The 14,583-nt window shown below is 49.3% G+C and carries 9 protein-coding genes; 4 read left to right on the top strand and 5 right to left on the bottom strand.

What is annotated here, in order from left to right:
- Position 1 precedes the first annotated feature (1 nt).
- The gene (malQ, locus tag L7E55_RS10400) at positions 2-3,493 is read left to right on the top strand and encodes a 4-alpha-glucanotransferase (RefSeq protein ID WP_277444134.1); all 3,492 of its coding nucleotides are present in this window, start codon (positions 2-4) and stop codon (positions 3,491-3,493) included.
- A 182-nt stretch (positions 3,494-3,675) separates the two neighbouring features.
- Here malQ and L7E55_RS10395 read toward each other — a convergent pair whose 3' ends face one another.
- Positions 3,676-4,350, bottom strand: a complete 675-nt coding sequence (locus tag L7E55_RS10395; protein ID WP_277444132.1) for a methyltransferase family protein — start codon at positions 4,348-4,350, stop codon at positions 3,676-3,678.
- Positions 4,351-4,412: 62 nt separating this feature from the next.
- Positions 4,413-5,198 carry a MerR family transcriptional regulator gene (locus L7E55_RS10390; RefSeq protein WP_277444131.1) on the bottom strand — a complete coding sequence of 262 codons (786 nt, stop codon included), beginning with the start codon at positions 5,196-5,198 and terminating at the stop codon, positions 4,413-4,415.
- A 288-nt stretch (positions 5,199-5,486) separates the two neighbouring features.
- Between L7E55_RS10390 and L7E55_RS10385 the strand changes: the two genes are divergently transcribed.
- Positions 5,487-7,058, top strand: a complete 1,572-nt coding sequence (locus L7E55_RS10385; protein ID WP_277444129.1) for a hypothetical protein — start codon at positions 5,487-5,489, stop codon at positions 7,056-7,058.
- Positions 7,059-7,148: 90 nt separating this feature from the next.
- Positions 7,149-7,544, top strand: coding sequence for an isochorismatase family protein (locus tag L7E55_RS10380; RefSeq protein ID WP_277444187.1), 396 nt, complete (start codon positions 7,149-7,151; stop codon positions 7,542-7,544).
- 44 nt (positions 7,545-7,588) lie between these two features.
- On the opposite strand, the gene typA is transcribed toward L7E55_RS10380, so the two are convergent.
- Complete coding sequence (typA, locus tag L7E55_RS10375; protein ID WP_277444185.1) at positions 7,589-9,400, bottom strand: translational GTPase TypA; 1,812 nt, start codon at positions 9,398-9,400, stop codon at positions 7,589-7,591.
- Positions 9,401-9,496: 96 nt separating this feature from the next.
- Here typA and L7E55_RS10370 point away from each other — a divergent pair, with 96 nt between their 5' ends.
- The gene (locus L7E55_RS10370) at positions 9,497-10,105 is read left to right on the top strand and encodes a 3'-5' exonuclease (protein ID WP_277444128.1); all 609 of its coding nucleotides are present in this window, start codon (positions 9,497-9,499) and stop codon (positions 10,103-10,105) included.
- Here the strand turns inward: L7E55_RS10370 and L7E55_RS10365 are convergent, their stop codons facing one another.
- Together L7E55_RS10365 and L7E55_RS10360 are read right to left on the bottom strand one after the other, a co-directional pair.
- Positions 10,106-13,171 (bottom strand): AAA family ATPase, encoded by a 3,066-nt coding sequence (locus L7E55_RS10365; protein WP_277444127.1) that lies wholly within the window; start codon positions 13,169-13,171, stop codon positions 10,106-10,108.
- A 7-nt stretch (positions 13,172-13,178) separates the two neighbouring features.
- On the bottom strand, positions 13,179-14,321 hold the full coding sequence (locus L7E55_RS10360; protein ID WP_277444126.1) for an exonuclease SbcCD subunit D: 1,143 nt from the start codon (positions 14,319-14,321) through the stop codon (positions 13,179-13,181).
- Between the last annotated feature and the right edge of the window lie 262 nt (positions 14,322-14,583).

Here is a 14,583-nt window from a genome sequence, read left to right as displayed (position 1 = left end):
AATGGCTTTCGATAATCCTCAGGGCCTATGTTTTTATCATAATTCCCATTTGGCGGAATACCGAAGCCCCTTTGGCGCTGTTCCCTGCGGGCAGGCCATCAAGCTAAGGCTGTCCATCAGCGCGGGGGAGGGAGGCAGCGAGTCCCTGCGGGAGGGACAGGTCAATAATATTTCCGGCTGCAGGTGTTTGCTTCGGGTCTGGGAGCAGGCGACCCAGAAAAAGTTTCCAATGAATGTTAATTTAACGTTATCGGCCAACCCCGGCCAGGTTTTTTTTGAAACGGTTTACCTGGCGCCTCAAACACCGGGTCTAATCTGGTATGACTTTGTGATTACAGATGGATTAAATACCTATCAGTACGGAAATAATGCGGACCTGTCTGGGGGTGCCGGCCGGCTGTGGACGGGGGATTATTCTCCAGGTTATCAGATTACGGTATTTCAGCCCAAATATGAGGTGCCTAAGTGGTTTAAACAAGGTATAGTCTATCAAATTTTCATAGATCGTTTTTGCCGTTCGGGGGTCGGGAAATTACACACAGAAGCTAAGCCGGGTGCGCTCATGCATCTGTGTTGGGAAGACACTCCTTGCTATCTGAAAGACAGCGACGGCAAAGTTGAGCGGTGGAATTTTTTCGGCGGGAATCTGCAGGGCGTTATCTCTAAACTGGACTATCTCGAAGAATTGGGCGTCAGCGTGATTTATTTCAACCCCATCTTTGAAGCCGCCAGCAATCACCGTTATGACACGGCGGATTACTATAAAATTGATCCGCTCATCGGGACGCAAGAAGATTTTCAAAAGCTGATCACCGAGGCAAAGCGGCGAGGCATCAGAATTATTCTGGACGGCGTGTTCAGTCACACCGGCAGTGACAGCCGGTATTTTAATCGCTACGGCCATTATTCCGGTCTGGGCGCTTACCAGTCCAAGGATTCGCCGTACTATGACTGGTACCAGTTTGATGAATACCCGGATCGCTATGCCTGCTGGTGGGGCAATGATGTTTTGCCAGAGGTCAGAGAAATGACGCCCTCTTATCGTGATTTTATTTTTGGCGGGGAGCATAGCGTTGTTCGCTACTGGATGCGGCAGGGCGTCAAAGGCTGGCGCCTGGATGTGGCCGATGAATTACCGGATCAGTTTATTCGTGAACTGCGTGACGTCATGCATGCCGTGGACGATGACGCCGTACTGATTGGTGAAGTCTGGGAGGACGCTTCCAATAAGATTAGCTACGATCAGCAGCGGGAGTATTTCTACGGCGGGGCGTTGGATGCAGTCACCAATTATCCGTTTCGTAAAATTTTACTTGAATTTTTGCTGGGCAAAGTTGATTCCGAGGCTGTGCAACGCCATCTGCTGCAGCTTTATGAAAATTACCCCCGGCATAATTTTTACTCGGCACTCAATATTATTGGCAGCCATGACACCGCAAGAATACTTACCCTGCTGGGTGAGGCGCCGGCTGAAGAACACCTGGCGGAAAAAGCCAGAGAAAAGTACCGGCTGCCGGAGGAACAAAGGCGCCTGGCGGTTGCTAGACTTAAGCTGCTGTCTTTAATCCAGTTCACCTTTCCGGGGGTCCCGTGCATTTACTATGGAGATGAAGCAGGCTTGGAAGGCTATTCTGACCCTTATAACCGGGGGACATTCCCATGGGGGCGCGAGGATGAAGAACTGCTGGGATGGTATAAAAGGCTCTCCTGTCTGCGCCGTGAATATTCTGTCCTGAGTGAAGGCGGCCTGCAAACCCTTGTTCTGGAACCGGACTTGTATGGCTTCGTACGCACGCTGGGGAACGAGTCAATAACGGTAATAGTGAACCGGCATCGCACCAGCAACAAAACGGTTGCGCTGAATGAAAAGGTCCTGGGACTGGCGCCAGGGGAGCCTGTGCCGGGGATTGTTTTAGAACTCCTGACCGGCAGGTTATTGTCCCAGCCGGCAGGTATGCCGGCAACAACCATGAGCATGGAGATTCCGGCACTAGAGGCTGTCGTAATTTACTGTAAACAGGCTGCCCGAAACACCCTGTCAAACCAAACCCTGGTCCGGTCGGCGGGCATCCTATTGCACCCGGGCTGTTTACCCTCTAAATGGGGCATCGGGGATTTGGGGCAGGAGGCTTATGCCTTTGTGGATTTCTTGGCGCAGGCCGGTCAATCCCTCTGGCAGGTACTTCCACTGAATCCTGTAGATAATCATGGATCGCCCTATTTAAGTGAATCAGCTTTTGCCGGTTATCCACTGTTGATTAGCCTGGAACAGCTGAAGGACCTCGGCCTGTTAGCAGAGGCAGAGCTTGTTCATGTGACTGCTTCCATGGCCTCTAAAGAAGACCTGCTCAGAAAAGCCTTTGAGAATTTCAGCCGGCTGCAGGAGAAGCAGGACTACAATGAGTTTGTGGAGTCCGAGAAGTTCTGGCTTGAAGACTATTGCTTATACAAAGCGTTGAAAAAGAAGCATAAAGGCTTGCCCTGGCAAAAGTGGGAACGTGCCCTGGCTGCCAGGGAGAAAAAGGCCTTGACCGAAGCCGGGCAGGCGCTGGCAGTGGAAATTGGGTATCAACGGTTTCTGCAGTATGTTTTCCATCGTCAGTGGCAAAAATTAAAGAGCTACGCAAACCGGATCGGTATCCGCATTATTGGGGATATGCCGATTTATGTCGCCGCGGATAGCTGTGATACCTGGGCTTTTCGCCATTATTTCAAAATGGACAGAGACGGCGCCCAGTTGGCTCAGGCTGGCGTGCCGCCGGATTGCTTCAGCAGTACCGGACAACTCTGGGGTAATCCGCTTTATGATTGGTGCGCCTTGCGTGGAGATGATTATTCCTGGTGGAAGGAGCGGTTCCGGCGCGCTATAAAAAACTATGACACCATCCGCCTCGATCATTTCCGTGCCTTTGAATCTTTCTGGGAGGTTGGGCCTAACGATAAAACCGCGGTAAGCGGCAGGTGGCTCAAAGGCCCGGGCAAGCGGTTGTTTTCCGCACTGGAACAGGAGTTTACCCAGTTGCCGATTATCGCTGAGGACCTTGGCGTGATCACGCCGGAAGTAGAAAATCTGATGCATATATTCCAGTTTCCGGGGATGCAAGTGCTGCAATTTACCCGCGAGGAACCACTTGAGCGGGAAAAGCGCAAAAGCCCTTGTGTATATTATACGGGAACACATGACAACGATACCTTGCTAGGCTGGGTCAAATCCGAATTTGACTCAGCCGGTGTTCGGATGAACGGTACAAAGCTATCACAGATTTGTAAAGATCTGATTGAGACCGTCTATATGAGTGACGCGACGTGGGTAATTGTTCCCTTGCAGGATGTTTTGGGTCTCGACAGCGAAGCTAGAATCAACACACCGGGCACAGCCGGGGGGAATTGGCAATGGGTGATGCCGCCCGGCTGTCTGAGCAGCGAGCTGCAAACCTGGTTGGAGCGGCTTGCCAGGAAACACCGGCGGAACCATCTTGGCAACGACCAATAGGAAATCTTCTACAACGAAGATGATATTAATATTGGGCAACTATTTATCGGCAATACAACGGCAAATTACTAAAATAGATGACTATATAGAATTAAAACATTAATTGTTAATGTCTAATCAAGGAAGCAAAAAGAACGTCCCCTTGCTTCCCCCAAGACAAAAAGTAATATCAAGTCAAGATTTTACCAAACCGATGGTATTAAACGGTATGGTGTTTTTGTGCAATAATCCTGGTAGCCGGGAAGGTTTCGAATTAGAAGCTCCTCCTCGTTTTTTATCCTGAGGACCGTCCACGGTATAAAAAGAAGACCAGGTATGATAGCCCAATAGGAACCCAAAGCCAGGGGAGTTGATAAGACCATCATCAATAACCCGGTGTACATGGGATGACGTATTTTGGCGTAGGGGCCGGTTGCTATAACCTGCTGGTCTTCCTCAACCTTTATATTGGCTGAAGCATAGCTGTTTTCCTTAAAAACCCTAATTATCAAAACATAACCCAGGAAAAACATGAGATTAGCTGCAACCACCACCCAAACAGGTACGTTTGACCAGTGAAAGCGAAAATCAAAGCCAGGGATTATATAAGCGAGATAAAACAACTTAAAGAAAGCAGGTATTTCCCTCACCGTTTCCTGGTCTTTAGCCTGCCACCGACTGGCCAATAATTCGGGGTTTCTTTTGAAGAAATAGACGGTAATGAAAAGGGTGGGGATTAAAAATATCGTCCAATAAATCCAGGCCTGCCAGTATCTAAAGGAGCCGGCGGGAAGAAACAAAACCAGTCCAAGCACAATCATCATGATAGTAGGCATTATATACGCTTTTGACTTTGAGATAGCAGCATTCTCCATCATTCTCCTCCTTATAAGCCCCGGTAGTGGGGGACCTTATCCCAAACGTCAATCAGGTTGTTACATCACTTAATTTTTGTCCTCGTTTTACCACCCGGTTGTTTATCAGATTCGGGATAGAGGTACTGTTGGATAAGCTGATCAAACTTTTTCCGGGCGGGGCGGAGGCTGTCGACAATCATTTCATTACGCAAGTTGTAAAGGGGTTGGGTTAATTCGAATTGCTGGTCGAACTCATCCAACAAACCTATACTTTTGATAAATTTGGCCGTTTCCCGGGCGAGTTGTTCAATTTCAGGATCATCTTCAGACAGGGAGGCCAGCCTGGCACACCTTGCTCCATAGTCCAAAGCTATTTCATACTGCTCGGGGTGTTTTTTCCAGAACTCGGCCAGAATCCGAAAACTATCCTGGTAATGCTCGCTCCATTGGAAATCATCCAGGATGCCATATAATTTTTGGTGCTGGTTATAAATTTCCGGGCAGGTTTGCGCATATTTGTCAATTTGCTCCACGCCCTGGTTCAGCATTTTATCAATCTTCGCTATGCGCTCTTCAATGTTTTTCTTATCAAGCGTGAGCTCACTTCGCAGCAACTGCAACACTTTCTGCAGGGTTGCATTATTGTTAACATTACCCAGTATCTCTTTGATGCGTTTGAGATCCAGCCCCAAAGATTTTAAATGTTTGATTAAGCGCATACGATTCAGCTCTGCCGGTCCGTATAAACGATGTCCCGCGGTGGTGCGCTCCGGTTTAGGCAGCAAACCTATCTTGTAGTAATATCTGACGGTTTTTAGTGTGCTTCCGGTCAATTTAACGAAATCGCCGATCTTCATCCGATTCTCCATTGCCATACCACCTTTTAAGTAATTATAAGCCCGGCCCCAAGGGCCGGGTCAATATGATTTATTGGGGATCAAGGATTGCCCCTACATACTGTAATAACCCCGTGAGCTTTTTGAGATAAGCAAATTCAACAGATATATTGGTGAAAATTGCAGAATACTGTCGAAAAATATTTCCAGGGATACTGTAGGATTTTAGTACTTTGAAATGAAGTAATATAAATAGGTGTTGCCGGCAGGTGAATATCTTGGTAGCAGTGCTGCCACCAACGAAAAGGAGATGCTAATGTTTTGAAAGAGGAAAAAAATAATAGTAATGATAATGCTATATTGAAGCAAAAGTCGCCCAAATTAACTGTCCAAGATGTTGGCACGTTAACTCAGCAGACACACCATTCAAATATTATTCAACGAGTCATGCTTTCTCCTTCCTCGCTTTCCTCAGTAGATATATTACAACTTCAACGCACAATTGGTAATCAGGCTGTTGATAGTCTTTTGAAAGGAATAATTCAACACCGGTCAGCCTTTGAAGAAGATGCTAACATCAAGACGACCCGGCATGCCGCTCATTCGGCAGGCGAAGCTAACGGGGTTGTCCAAAGGTTCATCACTTTCCGAGAGATGGCGGGGTTCCACGCAAAAGACGCTGCTGAGATCCTCAAGGACTTCGTTGCCGGCAAACCGGGACCACACAACTATGGCATTCCAAAACCCGAGGTGCCTTGGTCGAAGCAGTTCCCTAATGTCTTTAGAGCTAGTGTTAAGCAGATTACTACTGTCTTATTGCCATGGGACTCTGAGAAGAAACACAAGGACTTCGGCGACTGGCCCGATCTGGCTCAATTTGCCGAGTCGAAACTTACAGGTGAGTCTGATTCAGATGTTGAGTTTGAGATAGAGGAGAAACAGGATCAAAAAGAGAGCGTCACCAGCACGGGCGTGCTGGATATCATCCGTGGAGCGCTAGGGTTGGCCAAGTCGCTGGAGAATAGCGTTTTTGGCCAGATGCTGGATAAAAATACGCCCTATTTCAAGAGGCTCGCGGCCCAGTTCCCGCATTATGTAAAGCAGCTTGATACAATTATCAACCTGCTGGAGAGCGGCGCTGTTTCCCCGCGATGGCTGACACTGCCGGTTGAGGGCAAGATCGAAGTGGCGCGCCGGATAGCTTTGGCGATGCGCACGCTGGGCGACTACATCCTCAACAAGTGGGCGGAAAAAAAGGTTATCGAGGACGAAACGGAACTGCCGGTTGTTGGCGGACTCTTTAAGGAAGGCGAGATTGCTATCATCCACGGCAGCTATCTGTTCGGGGCGAGCGACCGCCAGCCCGGCGATATTGACACGATTGCGAACCTTTTTGGCAAAAATGAAAAAGTGTCAGCGGACCTGCACCTTGGACCCAGGGATAAATCCGTGGAAAGCAGCGTATTTGCTACTGCCACCCGGACGCCAAAGGATGACAAGCTAAATGTAAGCCCGCTCATATCCACGCTTGACGAGATCGTGGGTGTCCCGCTCTGGGGAGATATCGATAACTTTGCAATGATGGAAGCTGGGGAAGTGTGGGATGAGATTGGAGAAGACGTTGGCAAGCTCATTGATAGTGCCGCAAGTGACGATGACCCGGGCAAGTTCTATCGTAAGGTCATTAATATTGCGACGGTTCTTAACTACCTTTCCGTCCGCATAATAAAGAAAGACGATAAGAAGCTCCTTCAGGCTATATGGGAAGCCAACGCGATGATCACAAGCGGCAGCAAGAAAAATGATAAGAAACTGGCGGAAGAGGCCGCCGGCCTTCTAGGGTACTGCAAAAAGCTTTACGAGGAAATCGCCGTGGTTGCTTCGAAATTATAGAAGCGTGACAAGGCGCCGCCTGCTGTTCCGCCTTGTCACGCTTTATAGGAAAAGGAGGGGGAAAATTGAAAAGAGCGCTATTAGTTATCGATACTTCAAAAAGATGCAAAGACATTCAGGAAGGGCTCCGAAGAATGGAAACTTCACCCGGCAGTCGCGGAGTTGCCGCGCGAACATTTTGTAGAAAAGAACTTGCCTGGCAGTTTCACCGGCACGGACTTGGAATCCTGGTTGAGAGAAAAGAATATAGATACCGTGGTAATTACCGGATATATGACTCAAATGTGTTGTGACACTACAGCCAGGCAAGCCATGCACCCGGGGTTTTCAGTGGAGTTTATTTCAGATGCGACCGGGACGCTTCAGATATCAAATGAAGCCGGGACTGTTACAGCTGAGGAGTTGCATAGGGCAATACTAGTTACTCAAGCCATGCGGTTTAGCAAGGTGCTAACGACTGAACAATGGATAAAGGATTTAGTTTAATTTATTTTGAAAATAAGGGGGACATGGCATCTGTCCCCCTTGTGTTATACAGTCTGATAGTTTTTCATGTTTCTTTGGCGGTCGTGCTTGTTAAGGACTCGCTTCCGTAACCGTAAATTCTTCGGGGTGACCTCCAACAGCTCGTCACTGCCGATATATTCCAGCGCTTCCTCCAGGCTGAACTGTCTTGGTTCGTCCAAACGCATGGCGGCCTCGGCGGTGCTGGACCGGACGTTGGTCAAGTGTTTTTTCTTACAAACGTTAACTTCAAGGTCTTGCTCGCGGGAGTGCTCTCCAACAATCATACCCTCATAAACCTTTATACCGGGAGTGATGAACAAGACGCCGCGATCCTGCGCGGAATGCAGCCCGTAAAGGCTGGCTTCGCCGGATTCAAAAGCGATCAGCACACCCTGGTAGCGCCCTCTGATGTCACCTTTATACGGCTCGTAGTCCAGGAAAATATGGCTCATCACACCATGGCCCCTGGTCTCGGAAAGCAACTGAGAGCGCAAGCCAATCAGCCCCCTGGCCGGTATTTTAAATTCCAGCCGGATTTGGTCCTGGCCCAGCGAGGTCATATTGACCATTTCCCCTTTTCTCGCCCCTACTATTTCCATGATCACGCCTGTTTTGTCCTCAGGAATGTCTATCATCAACAGCTCAATAGGTTCCATCAACTGGCCCGCGTCCCACCGGTAAATCACTTCCGGCTTGGAAACCTGCATTTCATAACCTTCCCGGCGCATGGTCTCAATTAAAATCGACAGGTGCAGCTCACCACGACCGCTCACCTGAAAAACATCCGGGCTTTCGGTTTCCTCCACCCTCAGACTGACGTTCTTCTCCATCTCTTTGAACAGCCGGGCCCTCAGATGGCGGGATGTCAGGTGCTTGCCGTCCTGTCCGGCGAAAGGGCTGTCGTTGACCATAAATGTCATCTTCAGAGTGGGTTCGTCCACGGTAATGGGCTCCAACTGCTCCGGATGCTCCAGGCAGGCCACGGTTTCACCGATCTTGATATCATCCAAACCGGAAAAGGCCACAATTTCGCCGCAGGGCGCCTCGCTGACATTCACCCGCTCCAGTCCTTCATACACATAGAGGTTTCCAATGCGGCCCTGACGCGATACGCCGTCGTGCCCAATAACACTTACCTGCTGACCGGCGGCAATCTTGCCGCGCTTGACACAACCAAGCCCCATGCGTCCTACAAAATTGTCATACTCCGTGTTATTGATCAATAACTGCAACGGGCCGTCAATGTCGCCGGGTGGAGGCGCGATATGTTTAACAATAGTATCGAGCAGAGGCCGCATGTTTTGCGCAGGGGCATCCAGGTCTGTTGTGGCGGTCCCTTCTTTGGCCGATGTGTAGACGATCGGAAAATCAAGCAATTCATCATTTGCCTCAAGGTCAATAAAAAGCTCCAGCACATCGTCCACTACCTCTGAAATACGGGAATCGGCCCGGTCCACCTTGTTTATAACCACAATAGGCTTCAGATTTAATTGCAATGCTTTGCGCAGGACAAACCTGGTCTGGGGCATGGTCCCCTCAAAGGCATCCACCAGCAAAAGGACGCCGTTTACCATTTTTAAGACCCGCTCAACCTCGCCGCCGAAATCTGAATGTCCCGGGGTATCCACTATGTTAATCTTGATGTCGCCGTACCGTACCGCAGTATTTTTAGCCAGGATGGTAATGCCGCGTTCCTTTTCCAGATCAAATGAATCCATTACTCTTTCAGCAACCTGCTGGTTTGCCCTGAAAATACCGCTCTGCCTGAGTAGGGCGTCAATCAAGGTAGTCTTTCCATGATCAACGTGGGCAATTATGGCAATATTTCTGAACATGCTGTTGGACAATAAAAAAACCCTCCTTCACCTTCCTTATTAATTGTACCACAAATAGTATGGTATAATAATATTGCAGTAAAAATTAGGGAGGCAATGATGAATTATATTGTTTTCGATCTAGAAATGAATAACAAATGGGGAACCAGAATACATGAAATTATTGAGATAGGTGCTGTAAAAATAAATTCAGATATGGAAGTAGTTAATAGTTTTCAAGCATTTATTAAACCGAAATTATATCCAACTATAAGCAAACTTATTAAGAAAAAAACAAGAATAAAGCAGGAATGGATTGATAATGCAAAAGATTTGCCTTATGTAGTAGAAGATTTCAGGAAATGGATTGGAGAAGAAGATTTCGTTCTATGTGGATGGGGTATTGATGATCTGATTACATTTGAAAGAAATTTTAAAATAAATAGTATGGATGACGCAGAATGTGATTTACTAAAAAACTACAATGATATTCAGAAACAGTTTATAAAAATCTACAACTTACCAAATCAGATATCTTTAAAGAATGCTCTTGAAATGTTAAATGCTAAACCTGAGTATGATATCTGGCATAGAGCGATATTCGACGCTATTAATACTTCCCAGGTATTTATTAAAATATTTGATAGAATGAAAAATAAGCCTGGATTAAGTCAAAATCTAGTTGTGAGTACAGAAAATGTTAATAATGTTATACATGCACAGTGACTACGACAATTTAAAGCAAGCGACGCTTCCCCTGTCAGTTGGCCGGATCTCCAACCTGGCGTCGATCCGTTCTTTGAGTTCAGGCACATGAGAAATAATTCCCACGAGACGGCCAGTTTTCTGTAAGTCGATTAAAGCCCGCAGGGCAAAGTCCAGGGATTCCGGGTCCAAAGTGCCGAAGCCTTCGTCCACCAGAATAGTGTCCAGGTGAATGCCGCCAGCGTAGGACTGCACCACATCGGCCAACCCAAGGGCGAGGGAGAGGGAAGCCAGGAAAGTTTCCCCGCCGGACAGGGTCGAAACACTGCGGGCCACGCCGGTGTATGTGTCAAAAACCTCAAGTTCCAGGCCGCCGGCCGTGTTTCTACGGGTCCGGTCCAGGGTGCGTTGGAGGTGGTAACGGCCGCGGCTCATTAACTTTAACCGCGCTGTAGCGGCGATCGTTACGTCGTCTAACAACGCTCCCAGAACGAACCGCTCAAAGGTCAAGCCATACCGGTTTTTGCCGTTTGCCACATCAGACAGGCGTCCCAGGATTGCGTAACGGTTTTCCAACTCCTTTAAAGCGCTATCGGCTGCATCAATCTTCTTCAGCCATTCGGCCTCCCGGCTTGTTTGCGACTGGAGTTGTGTCTCCAGGGCCAGTACCTGTTTCCACTCATTTTCCGCTTCCGCCAAGGATACCGTCAATTTATCCAGATCGGGCTCACTCAGGCCTTCCGCCGCCTGAACGGCGCGTTCCAGGCGATCCCCGGCGGCGCGCCGGTTTTCGTCATATTCTTTGATTTCTTGCTCCGCCGTTTGAATCCACACCTGTGTCTTTTTCGCGTTCTCATAGTCATTTAATGCTGCAAAGCCTGCCGCCTTCAATCTTTCCTGGAAGGCTTTCTCAGCGTCCGCAGCGCGTTTGTCCGCCGCCAGCCGCGCCGCGAAGGCTTCCGCCACGGCAGTCTCGGCCTTGGCCAGCGCCTGATTGGCTTCTTCCGCTATTTTTCTGGCCGAATCAAAGGCGGTCACGAGTTGCTCCCGCCTCTTCCTGGCTGCCGTCTGTGCCTGAAGCAAAGACGCGGGAGCGCGGAGGTCTTCAGGAATGGATGATTCCCTGTCCCGCACCACTGCCAGCCCGGATTCAAGCGCTATTTTAGCCTCTTGATAAGATTTGCCGGCTGATTCGAGCTGTTCACCGGCTAAAATTTCCTTTTGTTTTAGCTCATCCAGTTCTTTGCTGATGAACGTAGAAATTTTCATGGCCTGCAGCGCGTTTTGCCACAGTTCCCTGGCATTATCGGCGTATGCGCGGAGGACGGCCGGACTGACTCCGGCTTTTTCACCTAGTTCCTTTTCCAATTCCTCAATCTTTCCGGTTACGGCAGCCTGCCTGGCTATAATATTGCTCAGTTTATCCTTCACTTTGTCGCGTAAAGTTTCAAATGACGCGATAGCTTGCTGTTTTTCCTTGATCACTTTTTCCGAGGGCAGCGCCGCCTCACTGCGGGCGGGAGCCGGGTGATCAAGCGATCCGCAGACAGGGCAGGGCGTGCCTGTGGTTAATCTGCCGGCGAGTATGGCGGCCTGCCCGCTGTTCCAGTCCTCTTGCAGCCGAGCGAGTTCTTGTTTTGCCGACGTGAATTTATTTTCCGCGCGCGTCAGTTCTTTGCCGGCTGCGTCAATTTCTTTCATGATGTTTGAAAGGTCCTTACGCAGACCTGCGAGAGCAAGCCCTTTTTGGCTGATTTGTTCAGACACCCTGTAAGCTGTTTCCAGTGCGGCGGCTTGGGCGGCCTGATTGGAAGCCGTTAATAACGACTTGGATTTTCCTTCTATGGATGCCTTAATAGCGTTCAGAGATGACAGAGCCTGGCTTTGATTAGCTTCCGCCAGTTGCAGTTCTTGCCGGTTAACGATGACTTTTTTGCGGGCTTGGTCCAGGGCGGCAACTTTTCCGGACAGTTCTTCCAGCCAGGCTAATTCGCGGCCGGCTGCTTCACGTTCCGGTTCTTTATCCATTTCTTCTTTCAGTCTCTTCCCGGCGCTTTCTTTCGCAGTAAACAATTCCTCTTCGCTTTGGATCTTTTTCTGGTGAGACTTGGCTGCTTCAATTGCTTCCTCCCGCCGGGCCTTCATGGTTTTTTCCACGTCCGTCAGGCTTGCCGCCTGGCGGGCTTTGGCCAATACAGCCCTTCGGTCTTCAATTGCCTGCGCTCTTGCCTCCAGAGCCGCCACGGCGATTTCAGCCTGCTTTTTTTCGGTCAGCTTTTCCCGCGCCTGCCTGCCGGCGTTCAACCGCTCCCGGTTCGCGGCTGCTGTTTTTTGGCTTTCCTGAACCTTCTTCGCCGCTTCTCCCAACTGGACCAGGTGTAAATTGCGCCGCTCGTTCAGTTCTTCCCGCGAGTCGGCTTTGGCTTCCTGTAAAATCCACGTCTTTTGCTCGGAAGTTTCCTCAAAACTTTTCTGAAGCGCTTTCGCGGATTGTTTTAAGGATTCTTCTATGCGGCGGTAATGTTCAGTGCGGAAAAGAGTCTCCAAGATGACTTGGCGATCACTGGAATTCGCGGTCAGAAGCTTATGAAACTCTCTCTGGGGAAGCATAACCACCTGGCGAAACTGGCTGCTTTCAAACCCAAGCAGTTTTTCCACGGCTTCTGTAACTTTGCTCCAGCCGTCTTCCAAGACAGCGCCTTCTTCGGCGTCAGCAACGAGCCCGGTCCGTCTCCACAAGGTGGCTTCCGCGCGCATGGTCGTAGTTCCTTCACCGCGCTTTTTAGGCCGTTCTTGTTCCGGGTTGCGCTTGATCCGGTATATTTCAGCACCGACGGCGAAATCAAAAGTTATCGCGGTGATAACCGACAAGTCCGCGTAATCGCTGCGCATCTGTCTGCCTTCCCGCTCCGCGCCGCTGGTGTCTCCGTACAGGGCAAAACACATGGCGTCGAGAATTGTGGTTTTGCCGGAGCCGGTCGGCCCGTGAATCAGGAAGAAAGAACGGGAACCGAGTTCCGTAAAGTCCAGCACCTGAGTGCTCACATAAGGGCCGAAAGCGCTCATAATCAGCTTTAATGGTTTCATTAAAAACTCACCTTTGTTCTTTCGGGTAAAATAAGTCAACTGTTTCGGCAAACGTCCGGGCTTCCTCGCCGGTAAGGGGAACTCCGGCTACTTGTTCGAAGAATGAAGAAAAAAGGTCCATGTCGCTTATTTGCCGGTGGTCATCGCGCGGTCCGTGAATTTCACCGCCGTCAAGCAAGGGAGGGCGCTCTATATGCAAAACGTTGGGGTAGACTTCACGCAGCTTGCCGATCGCGTCAAGGATGGCGCCGGTATCTTTTAAAGTAACCATAATATAGTCTTCTTTGCTTTCGCCGTTCTTCGGACCAGCCAGTATATCTTTTATGTAACCTTCCAGACAACGCACGTCACGGCGGGGTGAAAGGGTGATTTTATCCAGAGTTATATTACCAGCCTCATCCATTTCCACGAAATTAATTGATTTTTGATGTGAGGATTCGGAAAAGGAATATTTCAATAAGGAGCCGGCGTAGCACATTCCGTCCCCCGTTTTCTGGGGCTTATGGAGGTGTCCCAAGGCGACGTAATTGAAGGATTGGAAACATGAGGCGTCAACCATGCCCGTTCCGCCGATGGTAAGCGGGCGCTCTGATTCGCTGCTTTCACCCCCGGCGACATAAGCGTGGGCTACGGCGACAGTCCTGGACCCGCGGGGAATCGACGCCGTACAATGTTTGAGCAAAGAAAGCATGGAACTGTTGTGGTCCGCCGCTTCCGGAACAGCCAGCGCTTCCCTAATAACAGAGGGCTCCGTGTAAGGAATCGCGCAGAAGTATACCGGTCCGTAGGCGTCTTGAAGAATGATTGGGGCAAGGTTGTCACCCGGCTGCCCACTGATAAAAAGTCCCTGGCGGGCCAGCAGACGGGTGCCGAATCCAAGCCGTTCAGGGCTGTCATGATTGCCGGCAATCAGCAGCACCGGTATTTTGCAGTCTAGAATAATGCGGGAAATCACCTCGTTTAACAGCTTAACCGCGTCTGTGGGCGGCACGGCGCGGTCGTAGACATCTCCAGCAATAACAATCACATCCGGTTTGACGTCTCCGGCAAGCTGAACAAACTGTTCCAGCACGTAAGCCTGATCATCTGTCAGGTGGATGCCGTGGAAAATACGTCCCAAATGCCAGTCGGCGGTGTGCAGTATTCTCAATTCAATTCCCCTCTATTCCCCTATGAGATAATCATCGCCGTATGCTGAATAACTATATGTAATTTCTATACTTCGGGCGTGATTACCTCCATTTGGGGAAATAGAATTTGATACTATGGATCCTAAATAAATGGCAGCTTCATTCCGAAGATGTTTCCTATGGGTGAGTGGAAGAACAGTAGTAAATGCAATAATGGAAAACGATAGAAATTGTACGGCTTTCTTTAGCAGTATATAATAATAGAAGAATAATTACATGACG

The sequence above is a fragment of the Pelotomaculum isophthalicicum JI genome (genome assembly GCF_029478095.1).
GTDB classification, from domain to species: Bacteria; Bacillota; Desulfotomaculia; order Desulfotomaculales; family Pelotomaculaceae; genus Pelotomaculum_D; species Pelotomaculum_D isophthalicicum.
Note: the sequence above shows the minus strand (reverse complement) of the source record. Positions and strands in the feature narration are given on the sequence as shown.

Bases quoted from the DNA above. Each gene is read 5' to 3' on its own strand.
- malQ (WP_277444134.1), top strand. From the start codon at position 2: ATGGCTTTCGATAATCCTCAGGGCCTATGTTTTTATCATAATTCCCAT.
- L7E55_RS10395 (WP_277444132.1), bottom strand. From the start codon at position 4,350: ATGATGGAGAATGCTGCTATCTCAAAGTCAAAAGCGTATATAATGCCT.
- L7E55_RS10390 (WP_277444131.1), bottom strand. From the start codon at position 5,198: ATGGAGAATCGGATGAAGATCGGCGATTTCGTTAAATTGACCGGAAGC.
- typA (WP_277444185.1), bottom strand. From the start codon at position 9,400: ATGTTCAGAAATATTGCCATAATTGCCCACGTTGATCATGGAAAGACT.
- L7E55_RS10370 (WP_277444128.1), top strand. From the start codon at position 9,497: ATGATGAATTATATTGTTTTCGATCTAGAAATGAATAACAAATGGGGA.
- L7E55_RS10365 (WP_277444127.1), bottom strand. From the start codon at position 13,171: ATGAAACCATTAAAGCTGATTATGAGCGCTTTCGGCCCTTATGTGAGC.